The following is a 19,030-nucleotide window of genomic DNA, read 5'->3' as shown; positions in this document are numbered from 1 at the left end:
TTCTAAGTACACTTACGTACCAACTAAAGGTTATTCTACCACAATTCAGGAAATTATACAACCACAATTACTCCACCATCAGCTGCGTACATACTGCTGATTCCTGCAGTATCCAAAATCACTACATCTTTGAACTGTGCTTTGGCTGTCAGCATTTCTTTTACATATTTTGCGCGTGCCGGACAATTACAATGAGAAATTGCAAGAATCTTATCTCTGGAATTCTCCAATCCCTTGATAATCTCGTCCCCCATCTTTGCCAATGCCTTTTTTACGCCACGTGCCTGACCAAGCTGCTGAATCGTTCCCTCCGGCGTTGAACCCATAACAGGTTTAATGTTTAAAGCCGTAGCCATTACTGCCTTTATTCCAGTCAATCTTCCATTTTTTCTAAGCGTATCCAATGTCTCCAGTACAAAATACGTATGCTGTGAATTAATATACGCTTCTACAGTATCAACAACTTCTGAGAATGACATTCCTTTCTCTTCACACTCTGCAATCTTCATAGCAATCAATGTCTCGCCGACAGATGCTGAGCGTGAATTAAACACATAGATATCCTTCTCACCGTATTCTTCCTGATATAAATTCTTGCCTAATACCGCACTATTGTAAGAGCCACTCAATTCAGCTGATAAAGTGACTGCATATACATGGTCTGCCTCACAACAATATCCTTCCATATATCTCTCCGGCGATGGGCAGGAAGACTTCGGAGATTCCGGCGATTCGGCAACAATTTTTAAAAATTCGGCCTGATTAAACGTCTCATCATCCACAATATGATGTCCATTCACATCAATCTGAAGTGAAGCCGTCTCAAAACACCCTGATGCTTTCATCTTATCCGTCAATTCTCCACAACTATCAACAATAATCTTATAACTCATATCGTTCCTCCCGGCATGCCGGTACAAACATCTTTCTGGCATGTCTTTCATTTCCGTACTATGTAGTTTTAAATACTACCTGATTAATAATAGCACATTTATATAGGAAATAAAAGACTTTTATTCATTGAATTTTATTTTTCGTGAAACCCCTAATGCAATTCCCATCTCTGCCATCAAAAACAAACTGGATGTTCCTCCATAACTAATAAATGGCAGTGTAATACCAGTTGTCGGGATCAGATTAATCACAACACATACATTCAATATAACCTGAAGTGCAACATGGGCAAATATTCCCGTCACAATTAAAGATCCATATATATCTGGCGCATTCTGGGCAATAAACATCAAACGATACAGCAACAGTCCAAACAGCAGCAAAACCATAATTGCTCCGAATACCCCCAGCTCCTCACATACAATAGAAAGAATCATATCATTTTGAACTTCCGGGATAATCATCTTCTGTGCACTATTCCCAAGTCCTTTTCCAAAAAAGCCTCCAGAACCTATTGCATAGAGTCCCTGCATAACCTGATATCCACCTTTGGAAGCATATTCTTCCGGTTCCAGCCACACAAGAATACGACGAAGGCGGAAATTCTCCGACAACTTTTTCCCGAGCCCCGAATTCATCAGTTGTTGTAGAATCAAAACTCCTGCAAGAACCGCTGTCATCGCAATTCCCACAATTGCAAGAAATGGCTTCGTCTTCGGATGCACAACAAATATCATGATACAGGTAATCCCCATAACAATGATCGCGGTACTCAGATTATCAGTGAGAAATAAGACACAGGCAGATGCAAAGCCGCCCCACAGAAGCACTTTCATAATCCCTCTCCAAGTCTTAATCTCTCTGCCCATATTGCAGATTAGAACAGGGATAAACAAAATCACCGCAATTTTCGCAATTTCAGCAGGCTGCAGCTGTTGATCAAACGGAAGCTTGATCCATCGTCTGGCACCGTTAACCTCTTTTCCAAGAGGTGTCTGTACAAGTGCCATCATAAATATAGAAAAGAAATATATCTTCTTTGCCCATTTTATGTAGATATGGTAATCAATCTTTGCAATAATATACATCCCGATCAGACCTGCCACGCAAAAAATAAGCTGACGTTTAAAATAATGCATACTGTCTCCATAATTCACCAGAGCACTATATGCACTGGTACTGTACAGCATGACCAGTCCAAAACAAATCAGGCAGATCAATACAGCAAGCATACTATAATCAAAAAACTGAGCGGTATTCGTTTTTTTCTTTTTGGTCTCTTGTCTTTTTGTCATTACATTTACACTCCAATCGTATCTATTATACTCAGATATTCCTGTAAAAACAACCTAGAAAAAGCGAAACTCTGCACCAATCTTCCGAATTCTCCATACTATGTTATTACAAATGTTTCTAAAAAGGAGTATGACGTATGCCAAATTATCGCTATAACACCTCGGATCATATGCGACGGAATACCTATGGTCGCCAGACAATGTCACCCTCTTCTGTGTATTCTGTCAATTCTGGTTCCAGTTGCTGCGAAGACAAATCTGAAAATGATGAACTGAATGGCATGCCTCTTGCAATGGCATATGTGCCTTGGCAGGAATGGCGGGCATTATATGAGGTACAAAAAGGATTTCATCGGGGAACCATTTTCGAAGAACTGGATAAACCATTTCACGGAAAAGGAGGATGCTGCAGATGAGTGAAAACAGACCAAGCCGCAGAGAATTATTAGAATGGATCAATGTAGTAAGCTTCGCCGTGGATGACACAAAATTATTTCTAGATACACATCCCTGCAACAGAGAAGCCATGGAATTCTTCGACGAATTCAAGAAACAACGAGTGCAGGCTTTAAAAGAATATGCGAAATACTATGGTCCACTGACCCTGGATACTGCCAGTACTTCGTCCGAACACTGGTGCTGGATCAATGAGCCATGGCCATGGCAGGAAGGAGGCTGTTAGTCTATGTGGAACTATGAAAAACGTTTACAATATCCAGTGAAAATCTCTCAGACCAATCCGCAGATTGCTCAAGTCATCATATCGCAATTCGGTGGCCCGGATGGCGAACTCGCCGCTTCTATGCGCTATCTATCCCAACGATACACGATGCCTTATCGTGAAGTCACCGGAATCCTGACTGATATTGGAACCGAGGAACTCGCCCATATGGAGATAATCTGCGCTATCGTCCATCAACTGACACGAAATCTAACGCCGGAAGAAATCGAAAAAACAGGATTCGACAAATATTATGTGGATCACACGCTAGCGTTATGGCCTCAATCAGCAGGCGGAACCCCTTGGACTGCTACTTACTTCCAATCCAAAGGCGATCCTATCACAGATCTGCATGAAGATATGGCCGCCGAGCAAAAAGCCCGCACCACATACGATAACATTCTCCGCCTTGTCAAAGATCCTGAAATCTGCGATCCAATCCGTTTTTTAAGAGAACGCGAGATTGTACACTACCAGCGTTTTGGTGAAAGTCTCCGCATCGTACAGGATCACCTTGACAGTAAAAACTTCTATGCTATCAACCCGGAATTTGATGTGTGTTCAAATAACAAATAAACACTATCGAGAAAATGACGTGGCAGATTGCCACGTCATTTTCTTAATTATCATATTTAATCTTAACCCTTAAATAATAGCAAAATAGAATTATCTTAACAGCATGAAAACTATCAATGCAGCCACTACTACAATAGCAATTGCGAGAATGATAATCGGAGCTTTTGACATTTTCTCATCGTCATCATCGTCAAAATCGTCATCAAAATCATCGTCAAAGTATTCTTCTTTCTTCGGTTCTGGCTGCTTTTTCTTTTTCTTCTTGCTCTTTCCATCGCCTACAGCCAATAATTCATCGTAAGCTTTGCGCATCTCTTCTTCGCGTTTTTGGCGAACATGCTTTGGCGGTATATTTGAATACTTCTGATCTTCCTGCTCTGGTTCCTGTTCCTTCTCTACCGTCTTCACTTTTTTCTGTGGAACTTTAAATTTCTTTTTACAATTATAGCATAACAGATAATTCGGATCTTTTTTTCCCGGTTTTAATTCCTGACCACATATTGGACATTTCATTGAAAAGTCCCTCCTCATAATGTAAATATTCTTGCTATCCCATGCTGTCTGACAGCATACGTTTCACATACGCAATTATTATACTACATTTCATAAGAAATTTCAAAAAAATTGTTCTAAAATCTACAAAATTCCACTTACTGGCATAATGGATATTTCTTTGTTAATTCTTCCACCATACCCCTAACTTTTTCAACATTCGTTTCACTCTGAATCACCAGTGCAATTCCTTCTGCAATCAAATCCATATCTTCCTCATTCATACCACGAGAGGTGACAGCCGGAGTCCCCAATCTGACTCCACTGGTGACAAATGGTGATCTTGGATCATTTGGTATCGTATTCTTATTACAGGTAATATGTGCATCATCAAGCCGTTTTTCCAGTTCTTTTCCAGTCACATCCAGCCCGCTCAGATCAACCAGCATCAAATGGTTATCTGTTCCTCCGGATACAATCTTTACGCCCCGCTTCATTAATCCCTCACTCAAAGCCTTTGCATTTTTAAGGATCTGCCGTTGATATTCCTTGAACTCTGGCTGAAGCGCTTCCTTCAGACAGACTGCCTTTGCGGCAATTACATGTTCAAGCGGTCCTCCCTGGATTCCAGGAAAAAGTGCTTTATTAAAGTTAAATTTATCTGCTGCCCCCTGATTACAAAGAATCATTCCACCCCTTGGGCCTCGAAGCGTCTTATGCGTTGTCGTTGTTGTCACGTCAGCATACGGTATCGGACTCGGATGTAGTCCTGCTGCCACAAGTCCGGCAATGTGAGCCATATCCACCATCAGATATGCACCTGCTTCATCTGCAATCTCACGGAACTTCTTAAAATCTATGGTTCTTGCATAAGCGCTTGCACCGGCAATAATTAATCTTGGCCTTTCTCTCAATGCAATTTTTCTAACTTCATCATAATCAATCACACCCTGGTCATTTACACCATAAGATACAATCTGAAAATACTTTCCTGAAATATTTACCGGTGAACCATGCGTCAGATGTCCGCCATGATCCAGATTCATACCAAGTACTTTATCTCCCGGCTCTAACATTGCGAAGAAAACTGCAAGATTCGCCTGTGCACCAGAATGCGGCTGCACATTTGCGTATTCACAGCCAAACAACTCTTTTGCACGGTCTCTCGCCAGATTCTCCACAATATCTATGCACTGACATCCACCGTAATATCGTCTTCCCGGATATCCTTCTGCATATTTGTTCGTCAATGGGCTTCCCATAGCTGCCATAACAGCTTTACTTACCCAGTTTTCAGATGCAATCAGTTCGATATGGGAATTCTGTCTATTCATCTCGCCCTGGATTGCATCCGCAACCTCACTGTCTACATTTTTAATCTCGTCAAATGAATACATGTTTTTCCTCCTAGGTGTCATATTTTCCCCAGGATTCTATTGTAACATTATTTTCCAGCACTTCCAAGCTTAACTTCTACTTGCTTCTCAGTATACTCTCCGTTATTGCCAGGGACTTGGATAGTCAATGTCACGGTCTCACCTTTCGCATAATACTGCAGCTGTTCCTGAAGTGCTTCCATGTCATTGACTGAAGTGCCATTAATCGCTGTGATAACACATCCTTTTGTAATACCAGCTTTATCAGCACCACCGCCCGAACTAACTTCTGAAACATACACACCGGTCGGCATATTATACATCTTAGAAGTATCTTCTGTTACATCAACACCCTGGATTCCTATATAGCCTCTGTCTTTTTCGTCAACTTTCGTCTTTGTCTCCTGGTTCATCAGATTTTCAATCGTCTCTTGTGCTTCAGAGATAGGGATTGCATATCCCATTCCTTCTACAGAATCTGTTGCTACCTTCGCAGTATTAATACCTATCACTTCACCCTTGGAATTCAGCAGAGCGCCACCGCTGTTACCTGGGTTAATTGCCGCATCTGTCTGGATCAGTTTCACATCAATACCGTCTAACTCTCGACCAGTAGCAGATATAATTCCAGTCGTCACAGACTGTCCATATCCCAGTGCATTTCCAATTGCTATTGCAGTCTCTCCGACCTGAATCTGTGAAGAATCTCCCATGGTTGCTACTGCAATCTGATCCAGCGTACTTTCTTCCACTTTACTCAGGTCAACGGCGACAACTGCCAGATCCTTATTAGGATCTGTTCCTTTTACATTCGCTTCTACGCTTGCTTCATCAATAAATGAAACGGTCAGTGTATCGTTGCCTTCTACTACATGATTATTCGTTACGATTAATAATTCAGAATCATTCTGCCCGATAATAATACCGGAACCTACACTCTCGCTTTGCCGCTCCTGTGTTCCTCCGAAGAAACTCTGCACCTCCTGAACACTCATATTCGTAATTGATACGACCGAAGGCATCGTATTCTTAGCAATATTTGCAATGTCTGAATTCACCGTACTGCTGCTTGATGTTGTAAGCTTCGTGTTGCTCACAGTCTCCGTCTGCTTCGTATTATTAGTCTTTCCAAGAATCTTCCCGGCCACTATATTGCTGGTCTGAAAGGCCGCACTTGCAACCAAACCAAACACCAACCCCAGACAGATTGTTTTGATTAGTTTTGAGGCTCCGTTTTTATGATGTTGTCCTTGTCGACTCATATCTCCACCACCCATATTTGACTGATTCTGCGGATCCTGCTCTGGTTTATAATAAGTATATTGGTTTTCCATATATAAGACTCCTTTCATATCTTCCTTTTTCTTTATGTAAGTAGTCTAACGCCAAATTGTGTTTAAACTGTGATGGAATCGTGACAAAATGATTAAATCCTGGAAAGTTCTTCCCTGATCCGTACTTCTGTTCCCATCAAAGAGCCTTGGACCATCTCCGGCTTACCGCCGCCTCTGCCGCCAAACGCACAATTCAGTCTTTTGCTGATCGGGCGGACATCTTCTGACCGGCTGCCAATCACATAGCGGTATCCATCTGAATCCGTCCCGGCAAAAACAGCACATATTTTTGCGCTCCGGTCAAGAAGAAGATTCATCAATTCTCTTGGCGCATTGCCGGATAGTCCGGAATCAAACACCATTACAAGTTCGGAATCAACCGGAATCTTCTGTGCCTGATAAGTTAACAATTTCTGCTGAAGCGATGCCACCCGTCCTTTCAGGCTGGCCTGTTCTTCTTTCAGATGCGAAACTACATCAGCCACCTCGTATTCTTTGGCGCAAAGCAAAGCAGAGATAGCCTTAGTATTCTCGTCCTTAATCTCATAATCCCTAAGAGCACGGGAACCACAGAGCATCGTAATACGCTCTCCGCCTTTGTAATTGGCCATATTAACTAGCTTGATGATACCGATCTCACCAGTTTTATCAACATGGGGTGCACAGCAGGCACACACATCATATCCTGGAACTGTTACAATTCGGACTTGACCTTCAATCTCAATCTTGCTTCGGTATTCCAGATTCTTTAACTCCTCTTTGGAAGGATATGTCACCTGAATATCCAGATTTTGAAATACTGCGCGGTTTGCTTCCTGTTCAATTTCTTTCAATTCTGTTCTGGAAATCGGACCATTAAAATCCATGGTACAATAATCACTTCCCAGATGAAATCCCACATTTTCATATCCAAATCTTTGATGAACCAGGCCAGACACAATATGCTCTCCTGTATGCTGCTGCATCTTTTCAAATCGTTCTTCCCAGTTCAATCTCCCGGTTATCATCTTTCCCACTTCCAAAGGAGCCTTTACCGTATGAAAAATAATCCCTTCTTTTTCATGAACGTCCGTTACTTCTACATCTTCCAGATATCCCGTATCCGCGTACTGACCACCACCTTCGGGGAAAAAAGCAGTCTGATCTAACGCCACACGATATTGCTCGCCATTATTCTCACAGGCAAGAACTTTCGCCTGAAATTCTTTCCTGTGACTATCCTGGTAGAATAACTTCTCCGTCATATCTTACATCCTCTCCGGTGCTTCAAATCCAAGCACATCAATACAAGACTCCAGAACCTGCTTCGTAAGTACGAGCAACGCAACATAACTCTTCTGTACCGATTCATTTTCTTCTGCAAGAATCTTTGTCTCATGGTAGAAACGGTTAAATGCATTGGCAAGGTCATAAATAAATGCACAAATCTTGTGAGGAGCCATCTCTTCAAAAGCATTCTCTATCACTTCATTATATTTTAATGCCTCCAGCATCAGTGCCTTCTCACTGTCATTATGTGCTGCTTCTATCTGCAGACCGTCCAGTGCCTTTCCTTCTGCCTGATATTTATTCAAGATTGATTTAATACGTACGATCGTATATAAGATATACGGTCCGGTATTGCCCTCAAAGGAAGTAAAGCGGTCAACATCAAACACATAATCCTTTGATGCCTGGTTGGACAGATCCCCATACTTAATTGCAGACATTCCTACGACCTTTGCCGTTGCCTGCGCTTCTGCTTCTTCTACCGTACGGTTATCCGTAATCTTCTTATACATCTCTTCTGTAATCTCGGCGATCAGATTCTCCAGACGCATTACACCGCCTTCTCTGGTTTTAAATGGCTTACCGTCTTTTCCATTCATAGTACCAAATCCCAGGAACTGAAGATCTGTCTTTTCTGGAACAATTCCAGTCTTTTTAGCCGCACGGAACACCTGAAGGAAATGCAATTCCTGACGCTTATCAGCAATATAAATCACCTGATCCGGATGATAATCCTGTACACGCTGCACCAGTGTTGCCAGATCTGTTGTTCCATAAAGAGATGCTCCATCAGATTTCTGAATCATGCATGGAGGAATCTCCTTCGTATCTGTCTCTTCCTGCACGTCAATGACGAGGGCACCTTCATCCACATGGGCAAATCCTTCTTCTTTCAGTCTTTCTATCATATCCGGAATATATGCCTGTGCATCAGATTCCCCTTTCCACAGATCAAATTCCACATTCAGATTCGCATAATTCTTCTTAAGATCTGATACAGATACCTGCATAATATGATTCCAGATTGCCGTATATCCTTTATGCCCATTCTGCAACAGATATGTTGCGTGCAACGCCTCTTCCCGGTAGGCCTCATCTTCTTTAGCTTTCGCACTTGCAGTTGGATAGATCTCTTCCAGCTCACCAATAGTAAAAGGTGCTTCTTTCGGATAATTTCCCTCAAAATCTTCATCAAAATAAGGAAGCTCCGGCTGGCGCCTCTTTAATTCCGTAATGATCAGCCCCATCTGATATCCCCAGTCACCCAGATGAATATCTCCCAGGACCTTATGTCCCATCTTTCTGGCAATACGCTTCACACTTTCTCCAATAATTGCAGAACGAAGATGTCCAACATGAAGAGGTTTTGCAACGTTTGGTCCACCATAGTCTACCACGATCATACGCGGATTCTCTGTCTTCTCCAATCCAAGAGATTCCTCGCTCTTCATCTGATTCAGATAATCCGCCACAAATTTCTTATTCAGCTTCATATTAATAAATCCTGGATTCACAGCATTTACTTCTTCCAGATATTTGCTTTCTTTTAGATTGTCCACAACATCATTAGCGATCATTATTGGTGCCTTACGATATGTCTTCGCACCTGCCATCGCACCATTGCACTGATACTCACACAGATCCGGACGATTTGACAACGTAACCTTGGCATAAGATTTGTCATACCCCGCTTTTTCAAATGCTTCGGCAAGCTCTTCGGCAATTAGATCCATCATTTTCTTCATATGATATCCTCCTAGTCTTATCTATCTGATTCTCATTCTAAAATTACATAACTAATGCATTTACTTAGTTATTCTAACACAAGGCTTTCCTTGCAACAACCTAATATTCAAACTCTTATTGCAAAAAATTCCATTATATGTTAATATAACAATAACAATTACTATTATTATTCAAAGGAGGATTTTTATATGAATACACGCGTATTCCGCAATTTATCATACGGCGTTTATGCCGTTTCCACACTGGATGGCGAACGCAATACTGGATGCATTGCTAATAGTATCATGCAGATCACTTCATCTCCTGCAACCATTGCAGTCAGCATGAATCATGACAACTATACCAATTCTTGTATTGCCAAGACCGGAAAATTCGCAGTCTCTATTCTCTCAGAAGAATCCGATGCCGCTTTAATCGGACGATTTGGATTCCAATCCGGAAAAGATGTCAACAAATTTGACGGTATAGATTTTTCCATCAAGGAAGGACTACCTGTTATCAATGATTCCTGTGGCTATATCGTCTGTAAAGTCATTGATAAAATGGAAACTTCTACCCACACCGTTTTTCTTGGTGAAGTGATTGACTGTGACACCATTGGTTCTTCTCCTGCCATGACTTATGCTTATTACCATAATGTAGTCAAAGGTAAGAGTCCAAAGAATGCACCTACCTATCTGCCGGAAGAAGACAGCAAGCCAGAAGCGGCTGCCACACAATGGGTATGCAGTATTTGTGGATATGTATATGATGGCGAGATTCCTTTTGAAGAATTACCAGATACTTATACTTGTCCAATCTGCAAACAGGGAAAAGAAAAGTTTACCAAAAAATAAAATGTCTTTTATCTTGACATTCTAAACAGTTCGTATTATTGTATTATATAAATAGTACAATAATGCGAACTTTTTTATTGAAAAGGAGTGAATACAATGCCTTGGAACTTGGATGACAACCGTCCCATCTATCTTCAATTGATGGAGCGTATCCAACAAGATATTATATCTGGAGTCTATGGCCCCGGAGATAAACTTCCTTCAGTCAGAGAACTTGCCCTGGAAGCCTCAGTGAATCCAAACACCATGCAGAAAGCCCTATCCGAGCTGGAACGCAGTGGCCTTGTCCATTCTCAAAGAACAAGCGGACGTTATATTACCAGAGATGAACAGATGCTGAAGCAGCTAAAACACGACCTTGCTTTCCAGCATATTCAGGAATTTATGGAGAAAATGAAGCAATTAGGCTTTGCAGAGGCGGAGATTTTCCAGCTTCTCCAAGAAGTAATATCTAATACAAAGGGGGAATAATGATATGAATCCTATTTTAGAATGTCAGGGACTTTCAAAACAATATAAGAACTTTTATGCATTGAATAATCTAAATTTATCTTTAGAGAAAGGGCAGATCGTAAACGCTTTATTTCGGGAGGTATTCAGATGTTAAGGAAATTAATCAAATACGACCTGAAAGCCCTGAACCGCTTTCTGATAATCATTCATTGCTTTTTAATGGTCTTCGCAGTTTTAACCCGCTTCTTCCTTACAGGACGGATTACTGATCTGGAAGGCAAGACCAATGGTATCTTGCTTGCGTTAACCATAATCCTCTATGTCATTCTGATTATAGGCGTGACCTTTGGAACTTATATCGTCATCGGAATTCATTTTTATCAGAATCTATTCTCCAATGAGGGATATCTGTCCCGTACCCTTCCTGTTACCTGTAGACAGCATCTTTTGTCCAAGACGATTACTGGAAGTGTCTGGGGATTTATAGACACTGCCTTGGTAATGGCTGCAATGTACATCACCATAGCTACTCCTGCTGTCGTAAACTTTTATCAAGAAAACCGGGCAGAATTTCTGGACATATTGGGGTTGAACGAATATTCCGGCAGCTTTTCCATCCTGATCCTGTTCTTTGTACTAAGCCTGATTATTGATGTTTTATCGAACATCCTGATGCTGTATGCCTCCATCGCACTTGGACAGCTTTTTTCCGGGCACAGAATTCTTGGTGCTGTAGTAATGTACTTCGTATTGACCACTTTGCTTTCGCCGTTATGCTGATCTTTGGAATCTTTAATGATGCCTTTGCATCATCATTGATCAACGATGTGTCTCCGAATCCTCTGGACTTTCTTTCTCACAGCCTGGCATTCGGAACTGTACTGTCTTTCATACTTACGGTAGCCTTATATATCGTAACGTACTTTTTAATGAAACGAAAGATCAATCTGGCCTAACAGACAAAAACCACCTGGATTAGAACCATATATAAGATGGTTCCAACTCCAATACTCAACAAGTTATTCCGCTTCCATACATGGAGACCGGCCGTGACTGCTACTGCAATGGCTTCCGGGACTCCATGCGGAGCTGTTAGTACTGGAGTCGTTTTCAGACAATATACAACTAGCATTCCTATCACCGCCGGTGTCAATACCCTTCCAAGATATTGAATAACCGGCGGTATTTCTTTTCCTTTTGGGAAGAGCAGGAATGGCACAAGACGTGTTGAAAAAGTAGCCGCTGCCACAACTAATATAATAAGAAATGATTTTGCAGCACTTATTGGCATATGTCATCCTCCTTCCTTTCTAAACGCGGTTTTATCATAAAGAGAACCAAAATAATCAAAATCATAGACGGAAGTACAAAGCTGTCTGCTCCAAAAACCTGCAGACAGATAACTGCTGCTGCAATTCCAATCACTTCTGGAATCCGGTTCTTCTTGTCCATCCATTGCTCCACAAAAATCACCACAAACAGAGCAGTCATGGCAAAATCAATACCTTCTGAATTAAATGGAATCAAAGTTCCGGCAAGTCCGCCGATTGCCGAACCAATGACCCAATAAGACTGATCCATAATAGAAATAGCAAATAAAAACTTATCTTCTTCTACCCCTTCCGGTATTCTTGTGGTACAGAGCAGAGAATAAGTCTCATCCGTCAGTCCGAATATCATATACCATCGCTTTTTTCCCATTTTATTAAACTTTTCCAACAATGATATTCCATAAAAAATGTGCCGTATGTTCACCATCAGCGTCATAAATATCACTTGCAAAAACGATACTCCCGGCACAAAAAAATTAACCGCAAGATACTGCCCCGACCCCGCATATACCAACAAACTCATTAATACTGCCCATAAGAAAGAATATCCTTTCTCAGCATACATTACCCCAAATGCAATTCCGATAAACAGATAACCAGTCAATACTGGAATCGTATATGGAAATGCTTTTTTAAACGCCTCTTTATAGCCAGACATATCTTTTCCTTTCTTTCGTTCCCACGCCCGTCACCGTATCTATCCCGGATGCATCGCATCAGAGACGAAATAACAAAAAAAGAGCCAGACCACTGCACAATCACAGGGATCTGACCCTCATTCAAACTTCTCTCAGCTTCCAGTAGAGTCTTCATAAGCATTTTTCAAATCTGTCAGCGCTTCCTGTAATAAAGCATCTGACTGAACTGCCTCATGATACGCAGTCTGTGTCTCCTCTAAAAGTGCCTGTACATCTTCATGCTGTGCAATCTCCTGAATAAATGCATTGATTTCTTCATCCTCTGGCGATGCACTGACCTGATACTCACCTTCCGCATCCTTCGCAACATATACGGTACCAAGCCCCGGAACTTTCGTATATATATCCTTTATTTTCATATCATACCTGACAAATGCCACATAGGTATCTTTGTATTCCCCCAGCTTTGTATATACGATAATATCATCATAAGAATCGGCAAAGCTAGATTTTTCACCCAACGACCGGTAATACCTCTGTACCACTTCGGTCACTTCCGGATATTTCTCCTGTTGAAGTGGATTCAATTCCATGCTTTCGCATCCCGCATTCTCCACTTTCACATCTCTGGAATTTATCTTCTGTGCTTTTTGGACTTTTGCTTCTGTGAGGTTTGCTTTGACCAGTCCGCTAATGAGTACCAACAATAAGAGGACAAACAAAATCGTTCCCCGCACATGCCTCTTGTACCTTGCAGAATAGCCTTTTTTCTTTCCCTCCATAAAGACTACCTCCATATGCACTTAAAAAATACACACCCGGGCGGATTCGAACCGCCGCTCCCGCCTCCGGAGGGCGGTGCTCTATCCCCTGAGCTACGGGTGCATAAACTCTACTTATGGAATCAATATAGTCCATAAGACAACTTATATGAAATTGCAACTGTTATATTAACATATTTATTCCATAAAGTAAAGGAAATGATCTCGACAAATCTCACATTTCCTTTACTTTTCTTGTTACAATATTAGTTTTTTCTTTTTCCGATCGAAATAATATGCCTGATTAGAGAGAATCTCATCTTCCGCCACCTGTGTCTCATTTATCTCCTTCACAAGGCGGCTTAATTCCCCCTGTGAGATTGATTCGCTTTCCGGGATAATTATGACCTCATGAACACTGCTTGGAAGCACATAGTAGTTCTCCTTCAGATAGTTACCTATCATCTGAAGACAATTATCATACAGAATTACCGTTGCACCATAATTATGGGCCTGGTTACTCAAAACAAACATAAAATCCTTTACTTCTTCATCTAGATTCCCAGTAAGATGTTCAATAACCGATTGCATTGTCTGTAATTCACTCGGAAGAAGTCTCCAGGTATTCTGACAGGCGCGGTGATAAATCTCAGACGACGTAACATCCCACATTTCAAGATGTTCATTGCGAATCATCATAGATGCCATGCCATAGGTATTTATTTCCAGCAACACATAGAATACAATCGCAAGATCCAGATAATCTTCATAAGGTACATTTTCTAATAATTCTTCATTTGCTTCCCGGTTAATCAAGTGATAGATAATCTTTCCCTTTACTTTATTATAATCCTTAATAAATTCACCTTCCCAGGAACGCTGAAACCTAACCTCACTATATAGTTTTAATATATCACCTGCAATCGCATCTACCGAATCCCCTTGCTGAAATTGCTGGTAATATTCTTCCAAATAGATAGTCGGAGAAATATTGATTCCTCTTTCTGCAATCGTCAGTCCTTCTCTCTTCGTACCATTATTTTTTACTGTTGTGTGAATATATACAGATACGTTGTCCTTTACTCCCTCCTTTACTTTTCCTTCTACTGCACGGATAAATTGATAATATGTCATTCTTCTCCTTTCCTTATGCAGCAATAAATTAAGTATGGAAAATGGCAGGAAATCTGCCTCTGAAAAAAGATAAAATATTATGGTAATACAATTATAAAAAAGCCTTGCATCAATTGCAAGGCTTTTCGTTCGACAAATCTCATCATTATGCTCTGGACAGATATTCTCCAGTACGTGTATCAATCTTAATCGTCTCTCCCTGATCTACGAACAATGGTACCATTACCTGAGCGCCGGTCTCAACGATAGCTGGTTTTGTAGCACCTGTTGCTGTATTACCTTTTACACCTGGCTCTGATTCTGTGATCAGAAGCTCTACAGTAAGAGGTGGCTCAATTGAAAATGGATTACCCTGATAAGAAACGATCGTTACTTCTTCATTCTCTTTGACAAACTTCAGAGAATCACCAACAGTATCTTTGCTGACCGGAATCTGATCATAAGTTTCCTGATCCATGAAATAATACAGATCTCCATCATTATACAGATACTGCATTTTCTTTCTCTCGATATAGGCCTCGTCATATGTCTCTGTAGGACGGAATGTTCTTTCTACAACACCTCCATCAATGACATTTTTCAGCTTGGTACGAACGAATGCTGCACCCTTTCCTGGTTTTACATGAAGGAACTCTAATACCTGATATACATTTCCCTCAATCTCTAATGTCATACCATTTCTAAATTCGCCTGCGCTTTTTTTAGCCATTATATAATCCTCCTTAAATTGTGCCCCATATGGCACTTTACGTTCTTTTCACTCTATTCATTCTATAATAGATTATGCCTTTTTTCAACCTTTTTTTACCCGCTAAAAGTGGATTCTACCGCTGTTTCAGGCTCTTTTTGTAGAAATACAGCACAATCTTCTCCAAATATCTCTTTAATACAATCTGAATCTCTTCTTTCGGATGAATCGGTTTAACCAGAATATTACGGATTCCAGCACGTTTCGCTCCCCACACATCGGTAAAAAGCTGATCTCCGATGAACAATGAATTACTTTGATCTGTGCCCATGATCTCCATCGCCTTTTTGTAATTTTTTGTAGATGGCTTATGGGCGTCATAGACATAATCTACCTGAATATCTTTATTAAACATCTGGACTCTCGGTTCCTGATTATTAGAGATCAGACAACAGCAAAATCCTATCTTCTTCAGCCGCTCAAACAGTGCCACTGCCCTGTGGTCAGCCGGCGCCCCGTGAGGAACCAATGTATTATCAATATCAAAAATCAGGCCCCGGTAACCTTCCTCATATAATTTTTCAAAATCAATCACATACGTAGACGCTACATAAGCATCTGGAAAAAACATATCAAACATTATTTTTCATCCATTTCTGTCAGACGCTGAACCAGTTCTTCACAGATCTGAAGAACCGTCTTATTATCAGTATTAATCACAATATCTGCTGCTGCTTCATATTTTCCTCGGCGCTGCTCCATCAACTCTGAGATACCTTCTACATTCTTTCTTCCGCGCAATACCGGACGATCATCACTGTCCTTGACACGCTCATAGATAATTTCAGGACTTGCCGTTAAGAGCACCACTCTTCCATTTTTCTTCATCTCTTCCACATTACGTTCCCGAAGTGCCGCTCCTCCTCCACAGGAGATAACCGTATTTTTATGAGCCTGCATCTCGATCAGAAGATTCGTCTCCAGATCTCGGAAATATTCTTCTCCATAGGTAGAGAAAATATCCGGGATACTCATTTCTTCACGTTCTGCAATCACCCTGTCCATCTCTACGATATCCATATCAAACATGATACTCAGATAATCTGAAATCGTAGACTTTCCTGCACCCATGAACCCAATCAACACAATATTATAATCAAATAGTTTTCTTGCCTGGATTCTCTTACTATTTCTTAAAATACAGTGGAATACATCAAATATCTCATCCCTGTATTTGTTATCAACAAGCTTTGCTTCCAACCGTCTCTTTTGCTTCTCTTCCTGCTGTGGCTGAAGAATTGGCATTCCATATTCTTCTTTATACGCCATAATCTTTTCTACAATGGAGTTTCTCTCAACTAAGGCATCAATAATCTTGTCATCGCACAGCCCGAGTTGTTCTCTGTACATCTCTAAGTCGTTCATCCTTCTCTTCTCCTACTTTCTAACTAACCATACGCACGTGTGTATTATAGCAACAATCCACAGGTTGCGCAAGATTTTCCTTTGACAACTCCATTAATAACTTTCCAATGTTTTCTTAACATCCTGTCTGAATGCCTGCCAGGCTGCCTCATTTTCTACAAAATATTTAGGACAGTTCTTCCCGGTCACATCATAATGCCGAATAACATCCTCCTCGTTCAGATCAAATTTTAGACATAACCAGGCACAAAGCTGTACCATAGACTGATAAGTAGCATCGTTGAACTCTCCCGTATCATCCGGGTGACAGCATTCGATGGAAACAGTATCAATATTCCGGTCATTGGAGGCATAAGCTACTTCCCAGGTCGGCACACATTGTACAATCTCACCTTCCAGACCTATCACAAAATTACTGCTGACTTTGGTATCATGTCCGTCCTTCAGGCTCTCAAAATAATCTCGGTTTTCCATAGCAGTTGCCCCTGGATTGGCCGTATAATGAACAACGATTCCTGTAATTTTATTCGTCTCTATTCCCGGTCTGGAATAAGGATTCACCGTCAGCAGTGCCACATCAATATCCGGCTTCAGAGCCTCTATTCTGTCATTATCCAATTCCATATACTGGTCTGTAAACCAGGAAGGCTTTGCAATTCTTAATATAATGAAAAGAACGAATAGCACGACTAATAAGAGCAGGCCCAGACGTATATTACGCTGGACCCTTCTTTTTTGCTGTGCTTCAGTCAGTTTTCTATGGTATCTTCTTTTTCGCTTCTTCATGAGTCTTCTCCGTTTAACGTTCTTGCATCTGAGTATACCATAACTTTTTTATGTATTCATGAAGACTTTCTTAAAAACCGATAAAATCCTCTTAAACTATGAATTTGTAAGTCGTTGTTGTATCGTATTTCTCTCCTGCTTTCAAAACCGGTCCTTCAAAATGCTCTTTATGGATAGCATCCGGGAAATACTGGGTCTCCAGACAAGCGGCCTGACGCTTCTCATATACTGTACCTTCCTTACCTTGTTCATGCTCAAGGAAATTGCCTGTATAAAACTGCACTCCCGGAAGATCTGTAGATACTTCCATGGTAATTCCAGTCTGTTCACAATACATCTGTGCGATCTTACGCTCGCCCGTACCATTCAATACCCAGTTGTGATCATATCCCAGGCCGAATTTCAGAGCTTCATAATCCATATCGATCTCCTTGCCGATTGCCTTCATCTGTCGGAAATCCATAGGTGTTCCCTCTACCGGAACGATCTCTCCCGTGGGAATAGACTCTGCATCCGCTCTGGTAAACGCATCTGCACAGATCATAACTTCCTGATCAAGTATCGTTCCGGACGCATGTCCTGCCAGATTAAAATAGCTGTGATTCGTAAGATTCATTAATGTATCTGCATCCGAAACTGCCTGATAATGAATCTTTACTTCATTTTCTTCTGTCAAAGTATAGGTCACATAAATCCTGGCATTTCCTGGATATCCCTGATCACCATCCGGACTGTAAAGATAGAATCTTACATGACTGTCATCTGCTTCTTCCACTTGCCACATTCTCTTATTATAGTAATCCCTTCCGCCATGAAGAGAATTCTGATTATCATTCTGCGTCAGATGATAAGTCGTTCCATTCAACTTAAACTCTGCCTTTCCAATCCGATTCGCAACTCTGCCGACCGTTGCTCCCAGATGGACCGTACCATTTTCATAGCCTTCTACCGTATCATATCCCAACACTACATCCAGAAGACAACCATTCTTGTCCGGAACTAAAACTTGTACCAAAGTTGCACCATAATCAGACACAACAACTTCCATTCCATTCTGATTTTTCAAAGAATATTTTACCACATTCTCTCCTTTTGCTGTTGTCCCAAAATCACTTTTCATTCTCATACCCTCTTTTTCTTAATCGTGAAGAGACAGGCGGACCACAACCGTTGTACCTTTCTCTTCCTTACTGAAATATTTATTCCATAATCTAAACCATATATCATTTTGATTCTATCGTCAACATTATTTATACCGATTCTACTAAAAAAGCC

Annotated in this window: 22 protein-coding genes and 1 tRNA gene; 6 read left to right on the top strand and 17 right to left on the bottom strand. The window is 41.0% G+C overall.

Annotated features, from left to right (window positions below):
• Positions 1-53: 53 nt before the first annotated feature.
• A complete protein-coding gene (locus tag ACQRD1_RS02745) occupies positions 54-893 on the bottom strand; it encodes a DegV family protein (RefSeq protein ID WP_427786889.1) in 840 nt (279 codons plus the stop codon).
• 120 nt (positions 894-1,013) lie between these two features.
• Positions 1,014-2,189 (bottom strand): FtsW/RodA/SpoVE family cell cycle protein, encoded by a 1,176-nt coding sequence (locus tag ACQRD1_RS02740; protein ID WP_427786888.1) that lies wholly within the window; start codon positions 2,187-2,189, stop codon positions 1,014-1,016.
• 137 nt (positions 2,190-2,326) lie between these two features.
• On the opposite strand from ACQRD1_RS02740, the gene ACQRD1_RS02735 reads away from it, so the two are divergent.
• From ACQRD1_RS02735 to ACQRD1_RS02725, 3 genes are read left to right on the top strand one after another with little or no spacing between them, the layout of a single operon-like run.
• Entirely contained in the window at positions 2,327-2,605 is a 279-nt protein-coding gene (locus ACQRD1_RS02735) for a spore coat associated protein CotJA (RefSeq protein ID WP_235232201.1), read from the top strand.
• Positions 2,602-2,871, top strand: coding sequence for a spore coat protein CotJB (locus ACQRD1_RS02730; protein WP_235232200.1), 270 nt, complete (start codon positions 2,602-2,604; stop codon positions 2,869-2,871). Before ACQRD1_RS02735 ends, ACQRD1_RS02730 begins: the two co-directional genes overlap by 4 nt.
• 3 nt (positions 2,872-2,874) lie before the next feature.
• The gene (locus ACQRD1_RS02725) at positions 2,875-3,486 is read left to right on the top strand and encodes a manganese catalase family protein (RefSeq protein ID WP_235232199.1); all 612 of its coding nucleotides are present in this window, start codon (positions 2,875-2,877) and stop codon (positions 3,484-3,486) included.
• Between the two features lie 90 nt (positions 3,487-3,576).
• Here ACQRD1_RS02725 and ACQRD1_RS02720 read toward each other — a convergent pair whose 3' ends face one another.
• The 5 genes from ACQRD1_RS02720 to argS form a co-directional block, all read right to left on the bottom strand.
• Positions 3,577-3,999 (bottom strand): hypothetical protein, encoded by a 423-nt coding sequence (locus ACQRD1_RS02720; RefSeq protein WP_347376007.1) that lies wholly within the window; start codon positions 3,997-3,999, stop codon positions 3,577-3,579.
• A gap of 137 nt (positions 4,000-4,136) precedes the next feature.
• Positions 4,137-5,375, bottom strand: a complete 1,239-nt coding sequence (glyA, locus tag ACQRD1_RS02715; RefSeq protein WP_347376006.1) for a serine hydroxymethyltransferase — start codon at positions 5,373-5,375, stop codon at positions 4,137-4,139.
• A 47-nt stretch (positions 5,376-5,422) separates the two neighbouring features.
• On the bottom strand, positions 5,423-6,688 hold the full coding sequence (locus ACQRD1_RS02710; RefSeq protein ID WP_235232196.1) for a S1C family serine protease: 1,266 nt from the start codon (positions 6,686-6,688) through the stop codon (positions 5,423-5,425).
• A 92-nt stretch (positions 6,689-6,780) separates the two neighbouring features.
• Positions 6,781-7,932, bottom strand: a complete 1,152-nt coding sequence (locus tag ACQRD1_RS02705; protein WP_235232195.1) for an alanyl-tRNA editing protein — start codon at positions 7,930-7,932, stop codon at positions 6,781-6,783.
• Between the two features lie 3 nt (positions 7,933-7,935).
• Positions 7,936-9,702: an arginine--tRNA ligase gene (argS, locus tag ACQRD1_RS02700; protein ID WP_235232194.1), complete on the bottom strand. Its 1,767-nt coding sequence runs from the start codon at positions 9,700-9,702 to the stop codon at positions 7,936-7,938.
• Positions 9,703-9,891: 189 nt separating this feature from the next.
• Between argS and ACQRD1_RS02695 the strand changes: the two genes are divergently transcribed.
• The 3 genes from ACQRD1_RS02695 to ACQRD1_RS02685 all read left to right on the top strand — a co-directional run bounded on the left by ACQRD1_RS02695 (position 9,892) and on the right by ACQRD1_RS02685 (position 11,772).
• Positions 9,892-10,539, top strand: coding sequence for a flavin reductase (locus tag ACQRD1_RS02695; protein ID WP_235232193.1), 648 nt, complete (start codon positions 9,892-9,894; stop codon positions 10,537-10,539).
• Positions 10,540-10,635: 96 nt separating this feature from the next.
• Positions 10,636-11,010 (top strand): GntR family transcriptional regulator, encoded by a 375-nt coding sequence (locus ACQRD1_RS02690; RefSeq protein WP_235232192.1) that lies wholly within the window; start codon positions 10,636-10,638, stop codon positions 11,008-11,010.
• A gap of 129 nt (positions 11,011-11,139) precedes the next feature.
• Complete coding sequence (locus ACQRD1_RS02685; RefSeq protein WP_347376003.1) at positions 11,140-11,772, top strand: hypothetical protein; 633 nt, start codon at positions 11,140-11,142, stop codon at positions 11,770-11,772.
• 172 nt (positions 11,773-11,944) lie between these two features.
• Here ACQRD1_RS02685 and ACQRD1_RS02680 read toward each other — a convergent pair whose 3' ends face one another.
• The 10 genes from ACQRD1_RS02680 to ACQRD1_RS02635 form a co-directional block, all read right to left on the bottom strand.
• Positions 11,945-12,283 (bottom strand): branched-chain amino acid transporter permease, encoded by a 339-nt coding sequence (locus tag ACQRD1_RS02680; RefSeq protein ID WP_235232190.1) that lies wholly within the window; start codon positions 12,281-12,283, stop codon positions 11,945-11,947.
• Positions 12,274-12,981, bottom strand: a complete 708-nt coding sequence (locus tag ACQRD1_RS02675; RefSeq protein WP_347376002.1) for an AzlC family ABC transporter permease — start codon at positions 12,979-12,981, stop codon at positions 12,274-12,276. The genes ACQRD1_RS02680 and ACQRD1_RS02675 overlap by 10 nt, the downstream gene beginning before the upstream one ends.
• 132 nt (positions 12,982-13,113) lie before the next feature.
• Positions 13,114-13,743 carry a hypothetical protein gene (locus tag ACQRD1_RS02670; protein ID WP_235232188.1) on the bottom strand — a complete coding sequence of 210 codons (630 nt, stop codon included), beginning with the start codon at positions 13,741-13,743 and terminating at the stop codon, positions 13,114-13,116.
• A 31-nt stretch (positions 13,744-13,774) separates the two neighbouring features.
• Positions 13,775-13,846: transfer RNA gene (locus ACQRD1_RS02665), tRNA-Arg, on the bottom strand.
• A gap of 134 nt (positions 13,847-13,980) precedes the next feature.
• Positions 13,981-14,856 carry a DUF5688 family protein gene (locus tag ACQRD1_RS02660; RefSeq protein ID WP_235232187.1) on the bottom strand — a complete coding sequence of 292 codons (876 nt, stop codon included), beginning with the start codon at positions 14,854-14,856 and terminating at the stop codon, positions 13,981-13,983.
• Between the two features lie 145 nt (positions 14,857-15,001).
• The gene (efp, locus tag ACQRD1_RS02655; protein ID WP_235232186.1) at positions 15,002-15,565 is read right to left on the bottom strand and encodes an elongation factor P; all 564 of its coding nucleotides are present in this window, start codon (positions 15,563-15,565) and stop codon (positions 15,002-15,004) included.
• 115 nt (positions 15,566-15,680) lie between these two features.
• Positions 15,681-16,184, bottom strand: coding sequence for a YqeG family HAD IIIA-type phosphatase (locus ACQRD1_RS02650; protein ID WP_235232185.1), 504 nt, complete (start codon positions 16,182-16,184; stop codon positions 15,681-15,683).
• Entirely contained in the window at positions 16,184-16,969 is a 786-nt protein-coding gene (locus ACQRD1_RS02645; RefSeq protein WP_235232184.1) for a shikimate kinase, read from the bottom strand. Before ACQRD1_RS02645 ends, ACQRD1_RS02650 begins: the two co-directional genes overlap by 1 nt.
• Before the next feature lie 93 nt (positions 16,970-17,062).
• Positions 17,063-17,755, bottom strand: coding sequence for a peptidoglycan recognition protein family protein (locus ACQRD1_RS02640; RefSeq protein WP_235232183.1), 693 nt, complete (start codon positions 17,753-17,755; stop codon positions 17,063-17,065).
• A 91-nt stretch (positions 17,756-17,846) separates the two neighbouring features.
• Positions 17,847-18,875, bottom strand: a complete 1,029-nt coding sequence (locus ACQRD1_RS02635) for an aldose epimerase family protein (RefSeq protein WP_331473053.1) — start codon at positions 18,873-18,875, stop codon at positions 17,847-17,849.
• Positions 18,876-19,030: the final 155 nt, after the last annotated feature.

The organism is Bariatricus sp. SGI.019 (assembly GCF_050315235.1).
In the GTDB taxonomy this organism is placed as follows: domain Bacteria; phylum Bacillota; class Clostridia; order Lachnospirales; family Lachnospiraceae; genus JAFBIX01.
Note: the sequence above shows the minus strand (reverse complement) of the source record. Positions and strands in the feature narration are given on the sequence as shown.